This is a genomic window from Lunatimonas sp., assembly GCF_020832325.1.
Classification (GTDB): Bacteria; Bacteroidota; Bacteroidia; order Cytophagales; family Cyclobacteriaceae; genus Lunatimonas.
In genome coordinates this window covers 183,668-206,388 of record NZ_JAFIEU010000045.1, presented here as the reverse complement: position 1 = coordinate 206,388, position 22,721 = coordinate 183,668, and the positions used below count along the sequence as shown (strand labels likewise).

General features: G+C 47.0%; 17 protein-coding genes and 1 tRNA gene. 10 read left to right on the top strand and 8 right to left on the bottom strand.

The features are described from left to right. Positions 1 to 9: 9 nt before the first annotated feature. Both rlmB and JJU34_RS17595 read right to left on the bottom strand, forming a co-directional pair. The gene (gene rlmB / locus JJU34_RS17600; protein ID WP_228693721.1) at positions 10 to 783 is read right to left on the bottom strand and encodes a 23S rRNA (guanosine(2251)-2'-O)-methyltransferase RlmB; all 774 of its coding nucleotides are present in this window, start codon (positions 781 to 783) and stop codon (positions 10 to 12) included. Continuing rightward, entirely contained in the window at positions 756 to 1,979 is a 1,224-nt protein-coding gene (locus JJU34_RS17595; protein WP_228693720.1) for a GWxTD domain-containing protein, read from the bottom strand. The genes rlmB and JJU34_RS17595 overlap by 28 nt, the downstream gene beginning before the upstream one ends. A gap of 74 nt (positions 1,980 to 2,053) precedes the next feature. On the opposite strand from JJU34_RS17595, the gene JJU34_RS17590 reads away from it, so the two are divergent. Continuing rightward, a complete protein-coding gene (locus JJU34_RS17590; protein ID WP_228693719.1) occupies positions 2,054 to 2,827 on the top strand; it encodes a class I SAM-dependent methyltransferase in 774 nt (257 codons plus the stop codon). Between the two features lie 60 nt (positions 2,828 to 2,887). On the opposite strand, the gene JJU34_RS17585 is transcribed toward JJU34_RS17590, so the two are convergent. Further along, complete coding sequence (locus JJU34_RS17585) at positions 2,888 to 5,863, bottom strand: DUF2723 domain-containing protein (RefSeq protein ID WP_228693718.1); 2,976 nt, start codon at positions 5,861 to 5,863, stop codon at positions 2,888 to 2,890. Between the two features lie 425 nt (positions 5,864 to 6,288). On the opposite strand from JJU34_RS17585, the gene JJU34_RS17580 reads away from it, so the two are divergent. The 6 genes from JJU34_RS17580 to JJU34_RS17555 all read left to right on the top strand — a co-directional run bounded on the left by JJU34_RS17580 (position 6,289) and on the right by JJU34_RS17555 (position 12,498). Next, the gene (locus tag JJU34_RS17580; RefSeq protein ID WP_228693717.1) at positions 6,289 to 7,479 is read left to right on the top strand and encodes an NAD(P)-dependent oxidoreductase; all 1,191 of its coding nucleotides are present in this window, start codon (positions 6,289 to 6,291) and stop codon (positions 7,477 to 7,479) included. Positions 7,480 to 7,811: 332 nt separating this feature from the next. Continuing rightward, on the top strand, positions 7,812 to 8,945 hold the full coding sequence (locus JJU34_RS17575) for a tol-pal system protein YbgF (RefSeq protein ID WP_228693757.1): 1,134 nt from the start codon (positions 7,812 to 7,814) through the stop codon (positions 8,943 to 8,945). 210 nt (positions 8,946 to 9,155) lie between these two features. Beyond that, entirely contained in the window at positions 9,156 to 9,638 is a 483-nt protein-coding gene (locus tag JJU34_RS17570; RefSeq protein ID WP_209330476.1) for an Lrp/AsnC family transcriptional regulator, read from the top strand. A 130-nt stretch (positions 9,639 to 9,768) separates the two neighbouring features. Further along, a complete protein-coding gene (locus JJU34_RS17565; RefSeq protein WP_228693716.1) occupies positions 9,769 to 10,320 on the top strand; it encodes an NUDIX hydrolase in 552 nt (183 codons plus the stop codon). Positions 10,321 to 10,339: 19 nt separating this feature from the next. Further along, complete coding sequence (locus JJU34_RS17560; protein WP_228693715.1) at positions 10,340 to 11,728, top strand: MATE family efflux transporter; 1,389 nt, start codon at positions 10,340 to 10,342, stop codon at positions 11,726 to 11,728. A gap of 41 nt (positions 11,729 to 11,769) precedes the next feature. After that, the gene (locus JJU34_RS17555; protein ID WP_228693714.1) at positions 11,770 to 12,498 is read left to right on the top strand and encodes an SDR family NAD(P)-dependent oxidoreductase; all 729 of its coding nucleotides are present in this window, start codon (positions 11,770 to 11,772) and stop codon (positions 12,496 to 12,498) included. Here the strand turns inward: JJU34_RS17555 and JJU34_RS17550 are convergent. Continuing rightward, positions 12,478 to 12,978: a histidine phosphatase family protein gene (locus JJU34_RS17550; RefSeq protein ID WP_228693713.1), complete on the bottom strand. Its 501-nt coding sequence runs from the start codon at positions 12,976 to 12,978 to the stop codon at positions 12,478 to 12,480. The two genes, JJU34_RS17555 and JJU34_RS17550, sit on opposite strands and share 21 nt — an antisense overlap. A 188-nt stretch (positions 12,979 to 13,166) precedes the next feature. Between JJU34_RS17550 and JJU34_RS17545 the strand changes: the two genes are divergently transcribed. From JJU34_RS17545 to pgi, 3 genes are all read left to right on the top strand, one after another. Beyond that, a complete protein-coding gene (locus tag JJU34_RS17545; RefSeq protein ID WP_228693712.1) occupies positions 13,167 to 15,305 on the top strand; it encodes a PQQ-binding-like beta-propeller repeat protein in 2,139 nt (712 codons plus the stop codon). A gap of 16 nt (positions 15,306 to 15,321) precedes the next feature. Beyond that, the gene (locus JJU34_RS17540; protein ID WP_228693711.1) at positions 15,322 to 16,677 is read left to right on the top strand and encodes an HTTM domain-containing protein; all 1,356 of its coding nucleotides are present in this window, start codon (positions 15,322 to 15,324) and stop codon (positions 16,675 to 16,677) included. 289 nt (positions 16,678 to 16,966) lie between these two features. Continuing rightward, positions 16,967 to 18,613: a glucose-6-phosphate isomerase gene (gene pgi, locus JJU34_RS17535; protein WP_228693710.1), complete on the top strand. Its 1,647-nt coding sequence runs from the start codon at positions 16,967 to 16,969 to the stop codon at positions 18,611 to 18,613. Positions 18,614 to 18,674: 61 nt separating this feature from the next. On the opposite strand, the gene JJU34_RS17530 is transcribed toward pgi, so the two are convergent. The 4 genes from JJU34_RS17530 to JJU34_RS17515 form a co-directional block, all read right to left on the bottom strand. Further along, on the bottom strand, positions 18,675 to 19,367 hold the full coding sequence (locus JJU34_RS17530) for a LytTR family DNA-binding domain-containing protein (RefSeq protein ID WP_228693709.1): 693 nt from the start codon (positions 19,365 to 19,367) through the stop codon (positions 18,675 to 18,677). A 14-nt stretch (positions 19,368 to 19,381) separates the two neighbouring features. Then, the gene (locus tag JJU34_RS17525) at positions 19,382 to 20,788 is read right to left on the bottom strand and encodes a histidine kinase (protein ID WP_228693708.1); all 1,407 of its coding nucleotides are present in this window, start codon (positions 20,786 to 20,788) and stop codon (positions 19,382 to 19,384) included. A gap of 841 nt (positions 20,789 to 21,629) precedes the next feature. Next, positions 21,630 to 21,713, bottom strand: a tRNA-Leu gene (locus JJU34_RS17520). 215 nt (positions 21,714 to 21,928) lie between these two features. Beyond that, positions 21,929 to 22,699, bottom strand: a complete 771-nt coding sequence (locus JJU34_RS17515) for an SAM-dependent chlorinase/fluorinase (protein WP_228693707.1) — start codon at positions 22,697 to 22,699, stop codon at positions 21,929 to 21,931. Positions 22,700 to 22,721: the final 22 nt, after the last annotated feature.

Below are 22,721 nucleotides of genomic sequence, written 5' to 3'. Positions count from 1 at the left end.
GGGAAACGGCTATTTTCGTTGCCTCATGGCTTCGTAAATTACAACACCGGTAGCCACTGATACATTCAGACTATCTACACGGCCCTGCATGGGGATTTTGACAAATTCGTCGCTGATGCTCATCAAATCCTGAGAAATGCCATCTTCCTCGGAGCCCATCACCAATGCAGTGGGCGCAGAAAAATCCGCCTGATACATCTCACGGTCGGTTTTTTCGGTGACACTTACCACGTTTAACCCCATTTTTTTAAGGTCCTTCACCGTGTAGTAGAGGTTTCTGGACCTACAGACGGGTAGGAAATTCAATGCCCCCGCAGAGGTCTTTACTGCATCGGAGTTAATTTGTGCGCTGCCTTTTTCCGGAATCACCACCGCATGCACGCCGGCTACCTCCGCAGTACGACAGATCGCACCAAAATTTCTGACATCGGTTATGCGGTCAAGAATGAGAATCAGAGGTGATACTCCCTTGGAAAAACACCCGTCAACCACATTGTCCAGCGAAGCATAAGCGATGGAAGAAATATAGGCTACTACCCCCTGATGGTTTTTGCGGGTGATTCGGTTTAGTTTACCATCCGGTACACGGGATACTGGCACCCGGTGTTCTTTGGCTAATTGGATCAACTCATCTGTCAGCTCGTTTTTCTGCTCTTTTAGAATCAGTATTTTATCGATATCCTGCCCGGCATGGAGGGCTTCCATGACCGCCCGTATGCCAAAAATATAATCTTTCTGGCTTTCCTGCTTGTTAATTAAAAAGCCACTATTCCGTTTCTCCATGCTGTTATATTTCTAAACCATTCCGGCTGATAAGCCCTGGATCGGTTTAAGGTGTAGTAATGCGGGGTCAAATTATTTTTGATCCGCGCAAAGGTAAAGGATATTTTTGAATTAGAATTGCTGGAGAGGTAATTCCAGACCTCCCGGTCTGCCTGGAAAAACACTTCCTGTGGAGGGCCCATAATGATGTAGACCATGCCCCGGTCCGTGGCCCAGCCCTCCTTAAAGTCGGTAAATAGGATATTGGCAAATTCCACCTGCCGAAAGTACTCCCGTATCAGATCTTTCGCTTTTTCCTCGTTTTTGGTCATCCTGATCCAGTATTCATCCAGTGCGAGCTTCTTGTTTTCTGCCTGGAGCAAGGTTTCGTGTTCTCTGCGGGTGGAGATATAGGTGACCATCTGAACCATTTCCTCCCAAGTGGAGACACGAGGGAACGATTTATGGACAGTCTTGACTAAGAGGCCCGTGGAAGATGCGGTGTCTGCCTGTACAAAATAGTAGCCCTTATCGTTGAAAGGCTGGGGAACATTCATCAAAAACTCCCCTTTGTAATCTACCTCCAACTCCATCTGAACGGGTGCGGGTTTCGTTTCCATGGGGGGAAGGGGTACTGGAAACTCCTGCGGATAGTAAAAATGATGCAGGTTGATGCTACCGATACCCTTGAACAATAGGGATTCGCCCACATTGAGGTAAGGCTGGTCAAAGGGGACATCGTTACCAAAATATGCGCCGAACTCAGGATGTTCGGACACAAAGGGACTGATTAAATCTACGTGGTAGATATATTCATCCCCTTGGCGTGTATCCTTAGCAATAAAAACCGCATAGGCTGCGTTTTGGCTCGCCGGAACCGTCACATCCTCCTCAAAAACAAAATGCCGGTTGCTGTCCTTCTTCAGGGATTCCGCATCAAGGGCAACAATCATGTCATCCGAAATTTCTTCCTGAAATCCCGAAACGACCGCATAGGAAAACAGGTAGTTTTCGAAATCGAGATTCTCTTCAATTTTATCGGCGATCAACTGTAAGCGGAATGCCCTTTCGCCAGTCCGTAAAGGGATGATTTTCAGTGATATTCTCGAATATCGGGAATATCGCAGGTTTTGGTTCATCTCTCCAAGCGTGACCTGACCTACCGCTTGCGTGCAGGTCAGTAGTGCCAAAAACAGCCCTGGAATAATGTGTCTCATAGTCAACGTCTTTGTTTTTTATGTCGTCGGTGTTAAAAATAACCTTAATTTTGCTGAAAATAACAAAATTTTGAATGGCTACCTATACAACGGAAATCGCCTCCGATAAGTTGGTCAGTGATAACCCTATTCACCAACGCCTTTTGAAGGCCTACATTGCCGCTGTACCGTGGGTAAAAGGCAGGCTTTTAGAGATAGGCTGTGGCGAGGGCAGGGGAATAGAGGTCTTGGCACCGAGGGCAGATGCCTACCTCGGACTGGATAAGATTCACGAGGTCATCGAGCGCTTGAAACTGAAATACCCGCAGTATTCGTTCGAGCAATCGGTGATTCCCCCCTTGAGTTCCCTAGAGACCAACACGTTTGACTGCATTGTTAGCTTTCAGGTGATAGAGCATATCGAGGAAGATAGGTTATTTTTAGAGGAGATCAACAGGGTGCTTAAGCCGGGGGGCAAAGCGATAATTTCCACACCCAATATCCGGTACAGCCTTTCCCGAAATCCATGGCATATCCGGGAATATACTCCCGAAGAATTAAAAGATCTTTGCACCTCTATTTTCCGGGAAGTAGATACCAAGGGGATTGGTGGAAACGAAAAAGTAATGGCCTACCACGAGGCCAATCGCGCCTCGGTTGAGAAAATCACGAGATGGGATGTGCTAAACCTGCAGTACAGGCTGCCCGCAGGCCTGCTAAAGATCCCGTATGAGATCCTCAATAGAATGAACCGCAACAAGCTGCACAAAGAGCAAGGGGATAGGGTGACAGAAATAGGACACGAAGATTATCTGCTTTTAGATAGTCCGGAGCACGCCCTCGATCTGTTTTATATCCTGGAGAAATAAAAAAGGCTGTCTCAAGTCCAAGTGGATAGACAGCCTTTTGTATGGCAAGTACAGGGAACACTATCTTCGGTTGAGGCCGGGTATTCCTCCGGAGGGTCCGAGCAGACGGTCAAATTCATTTTGAATGCGGGTAGATAGCTCGGTATAGCCTCGCTCACGAAGGACCGGAATGAAATACCGCAACATTTCTACAGAAATACTGGCTTCTCTATCCATGGTCCGGCCAGTACGGTCGTAGAAGTCTAACAACTGAACGGCCTTGTCAGACATCTTTTCTATGATATCCAGTGCCTGCTCGTCTTTACCCAGTTCAAACAGAAGCGGTACCGATTGGCCACTTGCCAAGTCGTAAGGAATTGCCTCGTGGGGAAATTTTTCGAGGCTCAAATCCATGATTTCAGCTGCCCTAACGGTATCTTCTTCATCTATTAGCGCAATGGTGATGCTGTTTAGAACACTTCGATGGTTGGAAGTAAACCGCCTGTATTCGTCATCGTAGTAGTTTTCCGGCTTGTTCATGTTCCGGTAGGCAAACTCGTTCATTGCATTGTGATAAGCCAGATCCGTATTGACCAATTCGTCCTGATTATCCGGTTTTTGGACCGGTAGTAGGCGGTAGGTAAGTCCTTCCATCACTACATGGCTACTTAGATCAAAGCCGATGGTTGCCAGTGAAGTATTGTTGAAGTAGATCGGCCGCTTCCAGTCGTTGGTGGCGATGAGATCCAGGAGCATCAGGCTGCCTTTTGTGATGTAATTTCCCCGTATCCGAATGTTCATCTGAGGGATGATCAGGTCTTCAAATTGGGGGGGTACTAAGCCTGATGCGGCTATAGCCTCCATATCGATATTCAGTGTCAAATTTCTGGAAGGAACTGTATATAGGCTGCTAGAGTAACTGGAGCTAAGCCTCAACAAATCGCTGTTACTCTTTAATAGCCTGAGGTAATCCCGAAGCGGAATGGATTCCAGGTTCCGGTCTACCACATACAGCACATCGTTTGTGCCTTTCTTATAGTTTTCGAATTCAAGTGTAAAGTCCAAGGCCGCAGATTCATTGACCGGACGTTCCATTTGTCTTACATACCAATCGGTGTCAAAGTAGCTAAGTACGATCACCCTTACATCCGTACGGAATCCTTCCACCTCCTGCACGTACCATAACGGGAAGGTGTCGTTGTCTCCACCGGTAAACAAGATTGCATTTGGCTCGCAGGAGGCCAGAAAGTTTCTGGCTGAATCTACGGAGAAAAAGCGGTCGCTTCGGTCGTGGTCGTTCCAGTTTTGGAATGCCATGATTGCGGGCACGGGGAGGCAGATCAGCGTGGCAATAAAAGCAGCGCTGACAGCATTTTTGTTGATTTGTTTTAGTTGGTTTGCCAAAGCCATGGCACCGAACCCGATCCAAATGGCAAAAGCATAGAACGAACCAACGTATATATAGTCCCTTTCCCTCGGTTCAACCGGAGGTGAGTTTAGATAGAGCACCAAGATCACCCCCATCATCAAAAAGAGCATCAGCGTGACCCAAAAGGATTTGCTGTCGTACCTAGCCTGAAAGAACATGCCAATTAGCCCCAATATCAGTGGGAGCATGTAATAGTTGTTGTGCGCTTTATTTTCGGTAATGTAGGCGGGAAATTCAGTAGTTACGGTATTCCAAAGGCTGAGGTACGGTGAATCACTGAAGTCACTCTCTCTACCGGAGAAGTTCCACATAAAGTACCTCCAGTACATATGCCCTAGCTGATGGGAAAACATAAAGTAGAGGTTGTCTGCAAAAGTGGGCTCTTCGCCCTCCCTCAGGCCTAGTTTTGATCGGTATATTTGGCGGTGCCGCTCTTGAGTGGAATAGATGCGTGGGAGGATGGTGGTCTTATTGGGGTCGTATATGCTGACTAACTGGTAGTCTACAATTTCGTATTTGTCTTTTCCTTTGGCATAAACCGGCGCCCCCTCTTTCTGGTCGATAACGTCCGCGGTAAAGTACTGACCGTGCATCAGCGGACGGTATCCGTATTGTTCCCGTTTCAGGTAGCTGACAAAGCTGATGACATCCCTGGGGTCGTTTTCGTTGATGACCGGATCGGCATTGGCACGGATAACTATCAGCGCGTAAGAACCATAGCCAATAAGAATAAATGTCAGGCAAAGAAGAACGGTGTTTAAGATGATCTTCCGGTGATTGATGGAATAGATGATCGCTGCGATCAATGCAGCTAAAAACACGATCACGAAGAAAATGATACCAGACCCGAAAGGTAGCCCGAGACTGTTAACAAAGAATATTTCCAGAGACCCCGCTACGCTGGGTAATCCGGGTATGATGATATTATTGATAATGACCAATGCTATTCCGCCTAACAGAAAGGCGATTACTCCGCCCTGTAGCGTAGGGGTAGGATACTTCTTGAAATAAACCACCAGTGCAAGCGCTGGAAGGGTTACCAAATTAAGCAAGTGCACACCAATCGATAAACCGACTAGGTACGCAATGAACACCATGTATTGGTTTTCCTTTTGCGGGTCTTCTATCACATCCCACTTTAAGAACGCCCAAATGACGATGGCAGTGAAAAAGGAGGACATGGCATAAACCTCCGCTTCCACAGCAGAAAACCAAAAGCTGTCTGAAAAGGTGTATGCCAGGGATCCAATGATTCCAGCACCCATCAGCATGGCAGTTTGCCCCAATGTTTCCTCGTCCTTCTTTACCTGCATTAATTTTCTGCCCAATAGCGTGATGGTCCAAAAAAGAAACAAAATGGTAAAGCTTGAAAACAAGGCACTCGCTATATTCATCCAATAGGCCACCTGAAGCCCATCACCCAGAGCCAGGAAGCTAAACATCCGGTAGACCAACAAGAAAAAAGGTGCTCCGGGGGGGTGAGGGACCTGCAACTTATACGAAACGGCAATGAATTCACCTGGGTCCCAAAAGCTGGCAGTCTCTTCCACCGTCAATACATAGGTCAATGTTGCAATAAAAAATATGGTCCAGCCAGTCAGGTTGTTTACCTTGGAATATGAATACATGTGATTCTGCTTTATTAAGGAAAAGCGAAAATAAAAAAATATTCAGGAATAACGGTTTTTTTAACCTATTTTAAACCTTGCACGCCCAAAGCAGGGGGTTAGGGGTAGTTTTCTCCGGTGATTTTGAGCCGGTAGATAAGCGGGATTAATGTTGTTTCGCTTCTGGAGTCAAGAATGATTCTTTTGAGCAAAAAAATTTTGTATTAGTTTTTGTTTTTTTTACATATTTAAAATTTCGTATTTTACTATAATTTTCAAAAATAATTTTTATTTTTCTTTGTATTTCGTAATGAATTTGGATGGCGAAATAAATTTTAAATTATTTTTTTTGCATTTTAAATGCAGGAAATTGGTGTTTGAAAAAATATTTTCTTTACCTTTACAACGGTGATTTTACAGAGATATTTTTAAAAAACACAACAGCTATGAAAAACAATTTCGGAAAATTAATCAGGGTTGGAATCGTTGGTACGGGAGGTATCAGCAGGGGTTTGGCAAAGTTGATCGCAAGGCGAAAGGACATGGTCATTTCGAAGATTCTAACGAGAAGAAAGGGTACCATTGAGGATTTGGGCGTTAGCCAAGAGTATTTGACTAACGACATGGATAGGGTGTTGGAACTATCCGACGTTTTAGTGGTGAGTACAGGGGATGCCATTTACTCTACCAAGGTTATTGAGCATGCGTTTACTTATGGGGTACCTGTAGTGACCATGGATGCCGATACGCAGGTTTTGACGGGTTCTTGGTTGTCTAAGCGGGGCGTAATTACAGAGGCTAACGGCGATCAGCCGGGCGTACTGGCTGCGTTAAATAAAGAGGTTATTCAAATGGGCTTTAAACCGCTCGTTTATGGAAATATCAAAGGGTTTTTGAATCAAAACCCTTCCTTGGAAGATATGCTCTTTTGGGCACAGAAGCAGGGGTATAGCTTGAGTTCTGTGACCTCCTTTACGGACGGAACCAAACTTCAGATTGAGCAGGCCCTAGTTGCCAATGGACTTGGCGTTGATATCCTGAAGCGGGGCATGATTGGGTATGAAACCCATGATTTTCAAGAGGGAGCTTTTGCGCTGGCCAAAGAAGCAGCAGCGGCGGGAAAGGTGATTAGTGATTACATCATTTCCCGCGAGTCGCCTCCGGGCGTGTTCATCACGGCCACTCATCAGGAGGATTTAGCCCCAGAATTGAAAACATACAAATTGGGTGACGGTCCGTATTATTTGTTGTACAAACCTACCCACTTGTGTTTCTTTGAAATTCCGGGCACGATTTTAGATTTACTCCATAGAGATGAAATCCTGCTAGACAACGGCAGTGTACCGCATGCCTCGGTAGCTACAATCGCAAAGCGAAAATTGGAGGCAGGTTCGTTGATTTCAAAAGGTATTGGAAGCATGGACGTGAGGGGCGAGGCGATTACCATTTTGGATGAACCTAACCATGTTCCTATCGGATTGATGAGCGAAGCGTATCTGAAGCGCACGGTAGAACCGGGAGAATTGATCACGTTCGATGATATTGAGATTCCACATTCTTTGGCTTTCGATGCTTGGAAGGAGACATTGGTAAACGTGGGTCAATCTCCCCCTGTGAAGGAAACAATTAAGAAATAAAAGGTAAGCTGTTAATTTTTTTATATAATTGCCAATCAAGTCTATTTACTTGGGTTTCTGCAACGAAATCCGGGTAGGTAGGCTTGTTTTTCTTTAATCTTAAGCGAGTGTTTGATTGGTTTTTCGGTCCGCTGAGGCAAAAAAGCCGGTTGTTCTGAAATTTATTGGATTCCACTTTTGTTAGAGGAGTTGATCAAGTAAAAATACCAAGTATGTGTGTAAAGGCTGGTTTTGCCAAAATATGGTGTCAACTATCTGCCGGGGCGGTTTCGGTGAGATTGGCTGGAGCGTTCATGTTGGTGTTCGGATTGACTTTCAGCACCTCAGCTCAGATGCAGCGAGATAGCGTCTTTACCAATATAGGGGCTGCCGAAAACTACCTGCTTTTAGACCGCTCCTTGCAATTTCGCATAACAGATGCTGTCAATAGCATGTATAACTTCGATTTTGAAATGGCTGAGCGTGGATTTTCGGTGCTCCGATATACGTACCCCGAACATCCGTTACCGTATTTCCTGATGGGTCTTAGCCAATGGTGGAAGATTGCTGTTGATACGGAAAATGGAACGCATGATGTTTCCTTTTTGAATTATATGGACATGGCCATCGAAAAGGCAAAGGCCATGTATGACAAAGATCCCTTGAACAAGGAAGCGGCCTTTTTCTTAGCAGGTGCCTATGGCTTCCAAGGGAGGTTGCACAGTGAACGTCAAAACTGGACCAAGGCTACTTTTGCCGGAAAAAATGCGCTAAAGTACTTGGAGTTAAGCAAGGGCGAAGACGAGTTGAACCCGGAACTATTGTTAGGTGACGCGCTGTTTAATTATTTCTCGGTTTGGATACCAAAGAACTATCCCCTCCTCCGGCCTGTTATGGTGCTGTTTCCAAAAGGAGATAAGGATCTGGGGTTGAGACAATTGGAGGATGTCGCGGAGAATGCCTTCTACGCGAGGGTGGAGGCACAGTATTTTCTCTTTAGGTTGTATGCTTCGGAGGAAAAACAGCCATTCAAGGCGCTTAGTATTACTTCATACCTGCATTCCAAATATCCAAATAACCCGTACTTTCATCGGTTTTTTGCTAGGCAGCTATACGTAGTGGGGCGTGGCGAGGAGGCCAAAGAAGTTTCGCTGGAAATTCTGCGCAGGATCGACGAAGGATGGACGGGCTATGAGGCAAACAGCGGTAGGTATGCGGCTTTCTTTGCTGCTCAATATTTTGAACGAGTTGGGCAAACGAATGTAGCCAAAAGCTATTACTTGAAAACTATTTCCTACGGGGAAGAATCAGAGAGTCAGGAGAGTGGGTATCATTTGTACGCATTAATACAGCTTGGCAAAATAGCGGTTGCCGAAAACGACAAAAAAAAAGCCAAGGGTTACTTCGATCAGGTAAAGAGTTACGCCAAGAGAAAACATCCGGCCCATAAAGAAGCAAGGGATTTTATCAAAAAGAATAAGTTATAGGTTGGGATTTGAGTGCTATGATTCTTTAAATCAGCAGGAAATTTGACTTTTGTATATAAATATAAGGCCTTGGCGCTGTTTTTTTTGATTAAATAGCTAAATATGTAACAATATTTCGTCCGTGACGTCGTTTTTTTCGTAAATACCTTTAAAATAAATTTAAAATAGATTAATTTTGCACCGCATATAATTCGGTAAATTCTTTAAAACATGGATAATTACGTAAAAGTAAAATTTGACAAGATAGATCGTAAAATTCTGGAGATCTTGCAAGCGAATGCAAAAATCACGAATGCCCAATTGTCAAAAGACATCGGTCTATCCCCGGCGCCTACATTGGAAAGGGTGAAGAAGTTGGAGCAAAGCGGCATCATCAAGAGCTACCATGCCAAGTTGGATCCCGAAAAAATCGGGCTGGGCGTGAGTACTTTTGTACTTGTGGGTTTGGTTGGTCACAACAAGTCAAACATCGAGGCTTTTATGAAAGAAATCGACCAAATTCCTGAAGTGATCGAATGTCATCATATCACCGGTACGGGTGATTTTATTTTAAAAATCATCTCTAAGGACATTACTTCCTACCAGAAGCTTATGCTGGAAAAGGTAAGTGAAATCAAAGAGGTGGATTCTATGCAGTCCATGGTGATTCTGTCTACTTTTAAAGACAGCAAGGTGCTGCCCATTCCGGCATAATTTTCAACGAACATTTGAAACATTGAAGGGAGGTGGCCAAATGGTCACCTTTTTTTACTGCCCAAAAAGCTCAATTTCTCGTTATCCCTCCTTAGGTTTGCTATGACCGCTAAAAAGTAAGCAGTAACCTATGAAGAATCCTTGGACCACACTCTCGAAAACGCAAGTTTATTCAAACCCCTGGATCACGGTGGAAGAACATCAGGTAATCAACCCCAAGGGAGGTTCGGGTATCTACGGACAAGTCCATTTCAAAAACATCGCCATTGGCATTATTCCATTGGATGAGGATTTGAATACTTGGCTGATAGGTCAATACAGGTACACCCTAGACGAATATTCTTGGGAAATACCTATGGGAGGCAGTCCGATTACCGACACCTTGGAGGCTGGCGCGCAGCGGGAACTGAAGGAGGAAACGGGCCTATCCGCTAAGAAGTGGCGAAATATTTTGAGGATCCATACCTCTAATTCGGTGACCGATGAGGTGGGTTTTGTGTTTTTAGCCGAGGACCTCACGGAGGGTGAGACGGCATTTGACGAAACAGAGGATTTGCAAATCCGTCAGCTTCCCTTTGGGGAGGTGGTGCAGATGGTAATGTCCGGACAGATTACCGATGCCATTAGCATCGCGGGAATATTAAAGACAGAAAGAATATTGAAAGAGGAAGGCAGGCTTTAGGTCTAGCCATTTAAATAACATGGCATTACAGAATTATACAAAACACTTTAGTGTCACCGTAAAGCTGGCCTATCCCGTAATGCTCAGTCAATTGGGACAAGTTCTGGTGGGTGTTGCGGACAATATCATGGTAGGCCGCTTGGGTGCGGAGACGTTGGCTGCTGCTTCTTTGGCAAACAGTATTTTCTTTTTGATTCTCATGTTTGGTACCGGGATATCCATGGCGATCACCCCATTGGTGGCCGTAGCGGATGGAGAGGGTAAGAAGCGTAAAATCTCTAGGATTTTCCAACACGGTTTTTGGATCAACATTGTATCGGGGATCTTATTATTTCTGTTGGTTTTGGGGCTTTCACCTGGGCTAAACCACCTAGGACAACCTGAAGAAGTGGTGGTATTGGCAGTTCCTTACCTGTTGATCATCACCTTTTCGTTGGTGCCACTCATGTTTTTCCAAACATTCAAACAATTCATCGAGGGGCTTTCTCAGACAAGGCAGGCCATGACCATCACACTGGCCTGCAATGCAGTCAATGTATTTCTAAATTGGGTGTTGATTTACGGCAAACTGGGTTTCCCAGCAATGGGTTTGAACGGAGCCGGCTGGGCGACGTTGATTTCCCGGGTGCTTATGGCGGGTATCATTTATTATTACATCCGTAGATCCCAACGATACAGAGCGTACAGCCTGCTATATGGATTTACCAGCATGAGCAGAAATATGGTGAGCCGGATGTTGAAAATTGGGATACCTACCGGCTTTCAATTTGTATTTGAGGTGGGGGCGTTTAGCACTGCCGCCATTATGATGGGTTGGCTGGGTGTTCACGCACTGGCAGCCCATCAGATAGCTATCAATCTTGCCTCGGTCAGCTACATGATGGCTTCGGGGCTAGCAGCTGCTGCCATGGTCCGAGTCGGCAATCAACTGGGAAGAAAGGATATCCTTACGCTACGTCAGGTCGGATTTTCGATTTTTGGCATGGTTGCGGTGTTTATGTCTTTTTTTGCCGTGGTGTTTGTAGGTTTACGCAATTACCTCCCGTTAATTTACATTGACGATCCGGGGGTAGTACAAACGGCTGCCGTGCTGTTGGTGATTGCAGGGATATTTCAGTTATCGGATGGCCTGCAAGTGGTGGGGTTGGGAGCCCTTAGGGGACTTTCCGACTTGAAAATACCAACCTTGGTAACGCTCGTCGCCTATTGGGTGGTGGGGTTGCCTTTGGGTTATGTATTGGCTTTCCCCTTTGGTATGGAGGAGGTTGGCATCTGGATTGGTCTGCTTACGGGTTTGACCGCAACGGCCATATTGTTAATCTGGCGCTTTCACCGAATCAGTAAACGGCTGCTAAAGACGCACCATAGCCCTGCCTCGGATAAGAAAGGTCAAGTGTTGGTACTGTAATGCCAAGACTGGTCATATAGGAAAACCAAAATTGAGTTAGTATGCAATCGAGCTTATACATTGTTACGGGAAGCAGCAAAGGACTGGGTAGGGCTTTGGTGGAAATACTGCTAGAGCGTCCGGGTGTGCGGGTGGTGGGTGTTTCCAGATCCGAGGAGAAAACGACCGACCGTTTTTTTCCAGTTCAGGTAGACTTGAAAGATACACAATCCCTGATAGGGAAATTGGATCAGCTATTTCCCTCCGGTGATTTTCAACGAATCGCTTTGATCAATAATGCAGGATGGATCGGTGAAATTGGCCCGATGGGCGATTTGTCTCCACAAGGGATTGCAGATATTCACCTTATCAATACGGTGGCGCCTGCCATTTTGACCAATGCGTTTATTCAAAAATACCGGGAATGCACGGCAGAAAAGGTAGTAATCAACGTGAGTTCCGGGGCTGCAAAAAAGGCCGTAGATGGCTGGTCGGGTTACTGTTCTTCCAAGGCTGCACTGAACCAGTTTACGCTAGTAGCGCAGGAGGAGTCCGACCAGAAAGGGTACGGCATCCGGTACATCGCACTTTCTCCGGGGATTATCGATACTCCCATGCAAGGGGAAATCCGATCTGCAGCACCTGAAAAATTCAGTCAGCTGGAGAAATTTAAGTCGTTCAAGGCAACCAATCAGTTGAGTACCCCTTCCGAAACAGCCGCGAAGGTCAGTTACCTATTAGACCATTTGGATGAGCTGAAAGGGGTGTTGTTAGATGTCCGCGAGTTTTGATTTTGGAAAGTCGTAGAACCAAAATTGGGTATTGTCAGGCGAAATATCCCTCCAAGAGGCCGCAGATGAGCGAAATCCATACTGTCCGCAAGTAGGTAAGTTGTCCAGTTCTCCCCCCAAAAGAATCACCAGGTCGGTCATGCCGGGATTGTGGCCGAAGAAAAAAACGGTTTCAAACACATCTTCCGTTTGCCGAATGGCCCGTAACAGTGCTTGAGGGCCTGCATGATACATGGATGCCATGGTCAGGATGTTTTTTTCCGGGAAGTGGAAAGACACCGCCGCCAACTTGGCCGTGGCCAATGCCCGATTGGCATCCGAACTCACTAGGAGGTCGGGTTTTATGCCCTGTTTCAGTAATCTATCGGCCATTTCGGGAGTGTCCCTAATACCCCTGCTGGCAAGGGGCCGTTCGTGGTCGCTCAGGAAAGCATCTTCCCACGAGGATTTGGCATGACGCCAGATAACGAATTTTTTCATCTTTTTTAGCGGTCAGAGGTTCTGGGAGATCGCTTGGTCAGGCTCCCGAAGGAATTACTCGTGTGTGTCAACTTTAGGATCTTTTCTGGTCGACTTCATAAAAATGGACGATTTGTCAAAAGGAATCAACTTTTTCTTAAATTAACCTGTCAAAAAAACAAAGACCCTTTTCATTTACCTTCCTATTTATGAAGCATATTTTCCGTTTCTACGCTGTCTGCGTGTTATTCTCCTCGCTGTTTTTGGGTTGTGCCTCTCCCACGGAGGAGAAAATCGGTGCCCACGATAATTGGGAAGTCAGCCTGGGAGACAAATTCAGTTCACAATATTCCCACTTGGATCAGATTAACCGGGAAAATGTCGATCGTCTGGAGTTAGCGTGGACTTTTCGTTCCGGTGATCTGACAGAACGAAGAAACACGCAGATCCAATGCAACCCCATCATCGTAGAAGGGATACTCTATGGCAGCACTCCTACCATGAAGGCAGTCGCGCTAGAGGCGGGCACAGGGAAACTACTGTGGGAGTTTGACCCCAAGAAGGATTTTGAGGTTCCTATAACTGTAAACCGAGGGCTCACGTTTTTTCGTGACGGATCTGGGGGCAGGGTATTCTTTTCGGCGGGTTCCTTGCTGTTTGCGTTGGATGCACAGACCGGTCAGTTGGTGCAAGATTTTGGGGATTCGGGCACGGTTTCACTGAAGGAGGGGCTGGGTGATTGGGCCAAAGACCTGTATGTTATTTCTACCTCTCCGGGAATCATCTTTGAGGATAAAATCATCGTTGGAACCAGGGTTTCCGAAAACAACGACGCAGCACCGGGGTATGTGAGGGCTTTTAACGCGCTAACTGGCGCACTGGACTGGGTATTTCATACGATCCCAAAGCCAGGGGAGTATGGATATGAGACTTGGCCTGCTGACGCCTATCAGCGTGCAGGTGGTGCCAATAGCTGGGCTGGCTTTAGCCTAGATGAAAGGCGCGGAATGGTGTTTGTCCCCACGGGATCGGCCTCTTTCGACTTCTGGGGAGGAAATCGCTTGGGGGATAACCTGTTTGCCAATTCGGTGATTGCGCTCAATGCTGCCACGGGGGAACGAATCTGGCATTATCAGACCATCCGGCATGACATGTGGGACAGGGATCTTCCAGCGCCACCTAATTTGGTTCGAGTGGTTCACGGTGGCGAGACGATCGATGCGGTGGCACAGATAACCAAGACTGGAAGGGTATTCGTTTTTAACCGAGAGACCGGTGAGCCTCTCTTTCCCATCGAAGAGCTGGATGTTCCACTTTCGGATTTGATGGGAGAAGTGGCTGCGGCCACGCAGCCAGTTCCTGTACTGCCTCCTCCCTTTGCCCGGCAGGTATTTACCGATGGGGAGGTGACGGATATATCACCCGAATCGGAGGCCTATGTAAAGGAGGTGCTCAAAGGGAAGCGCTACGGACACATGTTCATGCCTCCAAGTACGGAGGGCACGGTTGTTTTTCCGGGGTTTGATGGGGGAGGTGAATGGGGAGGTGCCGCATTTGACCCCAGTTCCGGTTGGCTATACGTGAATGCAAACGAGATGCCCTGGATTCACACCATGGTACCTACCTACGATCAGACAGGTGCGGGCCTCGGCAGATCGGTTTATGCGGTCAACTGTGGCATGTGTCATGGTCCGTCCATGGCCGGTGACCCCACCGGAGATTATCCTTCGCTGATCGGTGTGGCAGATAGGTTGAAACCCAGTGAATTGGAAGATATTATCGCCAAGGGAAAGGGGAGAATGCCTGGATTTCAGCACCTCAAGCCCGCAGAAAGGGAGGCGGTTTTAGCTTATATCACTAAGCCGGAAGCCTCCGAGCAAGATGCCCACGAGGAGGGCATGGAATCGAATCTCGGGGCAGTCCCCTATACCCATACCGGGTATCACCGGTTTTTTGATCAGGATGGATACCCGGCCGTCAAACCACCTTGGGGAACCCTAAACGCCATTGATTTAAACAAAGGAGAAATTGTATGGCAGGTGCCTCTCGGAGAGTTTACGGAACTCACGGAGCGGGGCATTCCAAAGACCGGTACCGAGAACTATGGCGGGCCTGTAGTCACAGCGGGAGGCTTGGTATTTATTGGCGCATCTAAGGACGAGTACTTCCGCGTGTTTGACAAAGATACCGGAGAGGAACTGTGGAAATACAAACTGCCGGCCGCGGGCTATGCCACTCCAGCCGTATATGCGGTCAATGGCAAACAGTATGTGGTCATCGCTGCAGGTGGGGGAAAAATAGGGACCGATCCAGGAGACTATTACTTGGCATTTACGCTTAAGGATTAGCGCAGATAGCAACGGCATGGCGGCAGAGTTTTTGAGAAAGCGGTTGTTTGAGCCCATATCCATAGTGCCCTTGGCGGTGTTTCGGGTAGCCTTCGGGTTGTTGTTGGCGGCGGAGGCAATTGGTGCGGTTTTTACAGGCTGGGTGAGGGAGGTGTTCTTGGAGCCGGAGATTGCGTTTCCCTTTATTCCGTTTTATCCTTGGCTTCAACCTTTACCTGGGGAGGGGATGATCTATTACTATTTTGTGATGGGTGGTCTTGGGATTTTGGTGATGACAGGACTTTGGTACAGGCCCACCATCATCGGCTACTTTTTGATGTGGACGATCGTGTATTGGATGCAAAAATCCCATTATAATAACCACTATTACCTGTTGATTCCACTGACCGGGATATCCATCTTTCTACCGGCCAACCGCTTCTTTTCTCTTGATGTGCGGTGGGGCTATGTGAAACAGGCGCTCTTTGTGCCCCGTTGGACCTCGCTGGTGTTTATAGGCTTGCTGTGGGTAGTCTATACAGCGGCTGCTATGGCCAAGGTACAGCCGGATTGGATACAGGCCAAACCCCTGCAACTGTGGTTTGCAGCAAAGCAGCATTACTGGCTAATTGGTGATTTTTTGCAGCTTAGGTGGCTACAGTTGCTATTGGCCTACGGAGGTATCTTCTTTGATGGCCTGATTATACCCGCCTTATTGTGGAAGCGAACCCGCTGGGTAGCGATCGTATTCGCGCTTTTTTTTCATCTGTTTAACAGCGTTGTCTTTCAAATCGGGATCTTCCCCTACTTGATGCTTTTTATGTCCGTATTTTTCTTTCCACCTGCGCAGGTGTGTCGGCTTTTCTTTCCAAAAGCAGCCAATATAGCCCTTGGGGAAGGATATACGTGGCCTTCACTCAGGATTCAAAACCTTCTCCTCGGTAGTATGGCACTGTTTTTTGCCATCATGATTGCATTGCCACTGCGGCATCATCGCTATGAAGGAGATGTAAATTGGACGGAATCCGGCCACCGGATGGCTTGGAGGATGATGCTGAGAAGCAAGTCCGGAACGGCGAATTTTGAGGTGGTATTGCCCGATGGAAAGCGCATCGTTCATGATCCCCGAATCGACCTGACGCCGAAGCAAATCTCGATGGTAACCACCAAGCCCGATGTGATCTGGCAATACGCGCAGCACCTGAAACGAGCCTATGCGGCGCAAGGCCTGGGAGAAGTGGAAGTTTATGCCGACGTGCTAAGCAGCCTCAATGGCAGGCCGTTGAAAAGGCTGGCCGATAAGGAAGTGAACCTGGCGCAGCAGTCGTGGCGCTTCTTTGAAACCCAACCTTGGATCTTGCTGTACGAGGACACGGGCTTCTGGTATCGCTAGCCCCGGTAGAGGATGTTTCGGCAAGTTTGTAAAAAGTTTTTCGCAGCCCTGTTTTTTTTATAGTTTTACGGTTTAAACCGGTCTATTCCCAAGTGTCAACTCGCGTTGTCGTGGCAAGGAGAAATGATGCGGAGGGGACGGGGAATGACGAGCAGATCCCGCCGGCCTGTCGAAACACGGTGGGTATCCTTGACCAAAGGAAAGGCAGGTTACCAAGATTAACCGGAACCAGCAAAAAAAGCTTCCCGGACAAAATACGTGATGAACTTTGTGACGAAAAAAGATAAACATGCAATCTATAAACCCCACCGAAACCAATGCCTGGAAGGCTCTTGGTCAGTTATCAAAAAAACCAATCAATATACGGAGTCTCTTTCAGGAGGATACGTCCCGGTTTGAAAAATACCATGTGCGTTTTAAGGATATCCTGCTGGATTTCTCTAAAAACCGGGTTGACGATGAAGTTTGGCAGGGACTGATTCAGCTTGCAAAAGAAACTTCCCTCGCTGAGGCGATAGAATCCATGTTTTCGGGCAAGGTCATCAACGGGACTGAAAACCGCGCCGTGTTACACACAGCCTTGCGCAACCGAAGCAATAGCCCGGTTTATGTAGACGACAGGGATATCATGCCCGATGTAAATCAAGTGCTTGGCAAGATGAAGATCTTTGCCGACAAGGTGTCTAAGGGCGTTTGGAAGGGGTACACTGGCAAGTCTATCCGTTCTCTGGTAAATATAGGTATTGGAGGTAGTGATTTGGGACCGGTGATGGTTACGGAGGCACTGAAACCCTATCAGAACCCCAATCTAGAGGTGTTTTTTGTGTCCAACGTAGACGGAACGCATATTACCGAGGTGTTGAAAAAGGTAAACCCGGAAACTACCCTGTTTTTTATCGCCTCCAAGACGTTTACAACGCAGGAAACCATGACCAACGCACATACGGCCCGGGAGTGGTTTTTGGAAAATGCGTCTAGCGAGGAGGAGATCGCAAAGCATTTTGTAGCCCTATCTACGAATTCAAACGCTGTAATGGAGTTTGGTATTGATATCGATAACATGTTTGGTTTCTGGGATTGGGTTGGCGGTCGCTATTCCCTTTGGTCGGCCATTGGGCTTACCATTGCCTGTGCCATTGGATTTGATAACTTCCGGAAATTGCTGGAGGGTGCCCACGACATGGATAATCATTTTCGACAGGCGCCCTTTGAGCAAAATTTACCAGTGATTCTTGCCTTGATCGGAATCTGGAACACCAATTTTCTAGGTGCTGCCACCGAAACCATTTTACCTTATGACCAATACATGCACCGATTCCCGGCCTATTTTCAGCAGGGGAACATGGAGAGCAATGGCAAGTGCATAGACCGAAAGGGAAACCGTGTTAACTACAGCACTGGTCCGGTCATTTGGGGTGAGCCTGGAACGAACGGACAGCATGCCTTTTACCAGCTTATTCATCAGGGTACGCAGTTGGTTCCCTGTGATTTTATCGCACCGTCAGTTAGCCACAACCCCGTTGGCGACCACCATGTGAAGCTGATGTCCAACTTTTTTGCACAGGCAGAGGCCCTGATGAACGGTAAGTCGCTCGAAGAGGTGAAGGAGGAAATGCGTCGGGAGGGCAAGTCACCCGCAACCATCGAAAGGATCGCTCCTCACCGTGTGTTTGAAGGAAACCGGCCTACCAATTCCATTCTCGTGAAAAAGATCAATCCATCCACCTTGGGGGCATTGATTGCCCTATACGAGCACAAGATTTTCGTTCAAGGTGCGATTTGGAATATCTTTAGTTTCGATCAATGGGGGGTGGAATTGGGCAAGGTACTGGCGAAGTCCATCCTGCCGGAGTTAGAGCACGAGGAACCGATAGCTTCCCACGATGGATCTACCAATGGCCTGATTAATGCCTTTAAGGCCTTTCGGAGGGACTAAAGGAACAGGCACAAAGCAATACTAACCAAACCTGTGGGTCCTGTTGGCTCACAGGTTTTCTCTATCCTGCTGGATTCCATTTGTTGAGTTCGGCCGCCAAAAGATCCTGAAAGGTACTGCTGATGGGTACCACCTTGTCGGCCACTGTAAGCTGATGCCGTTCTACCCTGCGTACTTGGGTCAGGTTGGCAATGAAGGAGCGATGGGTCTTGACAAAGGTTGCGGGTAGTTGCTTTTCGATCTCTGCCAGTGTCGTCCTGCCGACCACCTTTTCTTGTAAAAGGTGAAAGGTCACGTAGTTTCCCTGTGCTTCGCAGTAAAGGAGGTCTTCGAACCGTATTTTTACCTGATCGGATCCGGTTTTCACAAACAGAAACGCTTGTTCTGGGGCATGCTTGAGGTCGTGCCATTCACGTGCGCGCTGGCAGGCCTGAAGGAAACGGGCCAGCGAAAAGGGTTTGAGCAGGTAGTCGGTGGCATCCAGTTCGAAGCCTTTTACCGCATGTTCCGAGTAGGCCGTGGTAAAGATAACCAGGGTCCTTTTGGGCAGCAGTGCTGCGACTTCCATACCGGATATGTCGGGCATCTTGATATCCAGAAATACCAGATCTACCGGTTCCTCCTTTACATACTCCAATGCCTTGATGGCATCGGTAAATACCTCTGTGAGGTGTAGAAAAGGCACTTTGGAAGCGTGGGATTTGATCACTTCCAAGGCCATGTATTCGTCGTCAATGGCTACGGCCGACAGCATGGGAGTACGGTGGATTAAAGTTGAACACTCAAATGTACGAAAAACTCCAGATCGTTTTCCCGAATGACCAATTCGTGCTTGCCGGGGTATAGTAGTTGCAGGCGCTGCCGGACATTTTCTAGGCCAATGCCGGAGGATTTGTATTCGGGATCGTCCGTTTTGCTTCGGTGGATGCTGTTGGTGACGTCCAAGTGAATCGACCCCGCTAGGCAGCGTAGACTGATGTTTACCCAGGATGTGTGCTGCATACTGATGCCATGCTTGAAGGCGTTTTCGATAAAGGGTATTAAAAGCATGGGAGCGATTTGACCTTTGCAGCTGTCTACCGATCGGTTAAAGGTGATGGAGGTGGTTTCCTGTCCGTTAAATCGCAGCTCTTGGAGATCTACGTAATTGATCAGGTATTCCTTCTCCCTTTCTACAGGGATTTTTTCCTGGTTGTTCTCATGGAGCATAAAGCGCATCATATCTCCCAATTTTTGGATGCCGGTAGCGGTATGCTCTGAACCCTCCTGGAGGGCAGTGCCATAGAGGGTGTTCAGGGCATTGAAGAGAAAGTGGGGGTTTATCTGAGAGCGGAGAAAGGAAAGGTTGGCGGTGGATTGATCTGCTTTGGCAGTCAAGGAGTGTATTTTGCCCAGGTAGTTCTCGTATTTGTCGAAGACCATGGTAGATAGGGGAATAACGATGATCACGGATACGAGCGCCAGGCCGATGCCAAAAAACACCATGTCAGGACCCAAGTGAAACGTCGCGGAAATAGCTGCGCTCAATAGGATGATTCCAAAGGGAAGGATCCAATGGTAGATCCGTGCCTCCCGGAGATTGCCCGATCGTCTGTTTCGGTAGATCAATAGGAAATGATATACGATGGTAAAACCAATACTTGGGATGGCTACGGCATAGCAGAAAACGATAAACGGAGCTACCAGTTCCTTGAATTGTAGCAGAAAGAGCAGTACAAACAAGTATATAATTCCAATTCTAGTGGAGTTATAGAGGGAGTAATCCTTAGGCGGCGGGGAGAGAAAAATTTTGTCCGCCATGTAGGCAAATGCCAGGTACCCAAAGTAAGTGATGATGGCACCAAAGTAGGCCGGTAGAAAAATGCGTTCGCTTACATCAAACCCTGTCCCAATGATGGCAGTCAGTGCCAAAGAAAGCACAAATAGGAGTAAGGATAGCAGGATCGGTTTGGTCTTTTTTCTGGTTTGACGGTACTTGGGAATCAGCCAAAAGTGCATCAGGGACACCGAGGCGAACAGCACCAGCGGTATCAGGATTTTGGCGAAGTAAAGGGATAGATCCGACCAAGGGTTCAGGTTGGATGAGCTGAGTACATTGCTGAGGATAATCGTTACAAAGACGAAGATCAACACCCATCGTTCAATTTGAGGGAACTGGAGCTTATTGTGTTGCATGGCTACATGAATTGGTACCTGGGAACACCCGGTCCCTGTTGGGAGTCTTGGGGGGTATTTCCACGGAAAGGTAGGAAAAGGGGCGGAAAGACAACATCGTGCAAAGACCGGATTTTGTCCATGGGCGGCATTCTTGCATCCACTGTACGAGCAAAAGAAGCACCAACACCTTCAGGTAAGGGGTACGGGGATTGGCTTGGTATCGCTGTTTTCGTTTCACGCTACAAGGATACAGCGCGGCAGGGCCAATGCCAATTAGCAGGGACGAAATCCTTGTTTGGGGGGATGGAAAGGTAGTTTAAAAAAAGATATACTCGCAGGTAACTTACACTACTCGCACGGCCTTTGATCAGGTCCAATATTTTGATCGGTACAGCTATATCAGCTTAACACAAATGCTTACTTGGTGTCGAAAGAATTGAGTAAAATAGTTAACAACTAAAGATTCTGAAATAATTTTTTTTGAAAAAATATTTGTTATATTGATTATTTATTTTTATTAATTGGTACAATATAATAGTATATTAGTACAATTTTGGTTAGTTTTTGGTGTATCCAAGTGGTTTTCTTTAGGTATCTGATGGTCGGTTTTTAGCGGACCTCTTTCAGTTAGGAACTAGACGTTTTCGGCATAAACCAGCGGTTCGATGTCCCATGGTGGCGTATTTGAAAAAATTAATTTTATGAAACTAGCGGAAGGTGGTACAAATTCTATCAAGCTAATATAAATGCAAGGTTCTTGGTATGCACTTGTACCTTGATCCACAATGCCCTTGCCTACAACATTTAAACACAAAAAAAGCTCCATCAATAGAATTGAAGGAGCTTTTAGAACTTCGTGTACCCAGGGCCGGAGTCGAACCGGCACGAGTGTAACCTCATTGGTGTTTGAGACCAACGCGTCTACCAATTCCGCCACCTGGGCTTGGTACAATGAAGGGATTTGTGTTCAAATCTTATTCAAATTTTAGGACCTGCAAACAGCGATGTCTACCGGCCTTTTTAAATATCCCATTCCTTGCTGAACGGGATGCAAATATGGCGAATGATTTTTTTCTTTACAACAATTAATCTACTCCCTCTTAAATATTTTTTTTGTCGTTTGGAGGGTTTTCCCGCATCTATTTGCCTACCAGTCCGTTAGTTTTCAAACTGAATATAGACTGGGCTGTCGTATCGCAGGCCTAGAAGGTTGGAGCCGTGACCATGATTGATACCGATCTCCAGCAAACCCAAACTATTGAAGAAGGCAAAGCAGTCTCCAGGTTCCACTTCGTGGTAACTGTGCTGTAGGGTGTCTAGCGTTTCTCTACCAAATTCGATGACAAACCTACCGGGGTTTAGCTTGTCAAATACCTCCTTGGGAATGTTGGTGATGAGGTTTCCATAGTGGTCGACCCGTAGCACGTAGCCGACAATTTCTTTTTTACTGGCTTTGAACTGACGGGACATTACCTTGCGGATGGATTGAAGGGGCCCTCCGAAATCGTGTATGGCCGCTCCGCTTGCAACTTTCGCAGCAATGGGAGCCAAAATGTCCTTCGTAGGAAAGGTGCTTTCCTTCAGATGGGCATTGGAGAACTTCACAATGATGCCCGGATCGTGGTCGGCAAGCATGCTGAGCACCCCGTTATTGGGTCCAATGAAAATGTGTTCGTTGAGTTTGATGCCAATGAATCCGTCTGTTTGCGCACTGGTACTATTTAGCGCAACCAAATGAACCGAACCTTTCGGGAAATCATTGTATACGGCGCGTAACACAAAAGAGGCGTGGGCAATGTCATACAGACCCAGCTGATGGGTGATGTCCACAATGATGAGCTGTGGGTTTATGGAAAGCATCTTCGCTTTGACCGCAGGAACGTAGTAGTCCTCGAGACCAAAGTCGGAAGTGAATGTTATTAAAGCCATAGAAGCAAATCATTTAAAAATT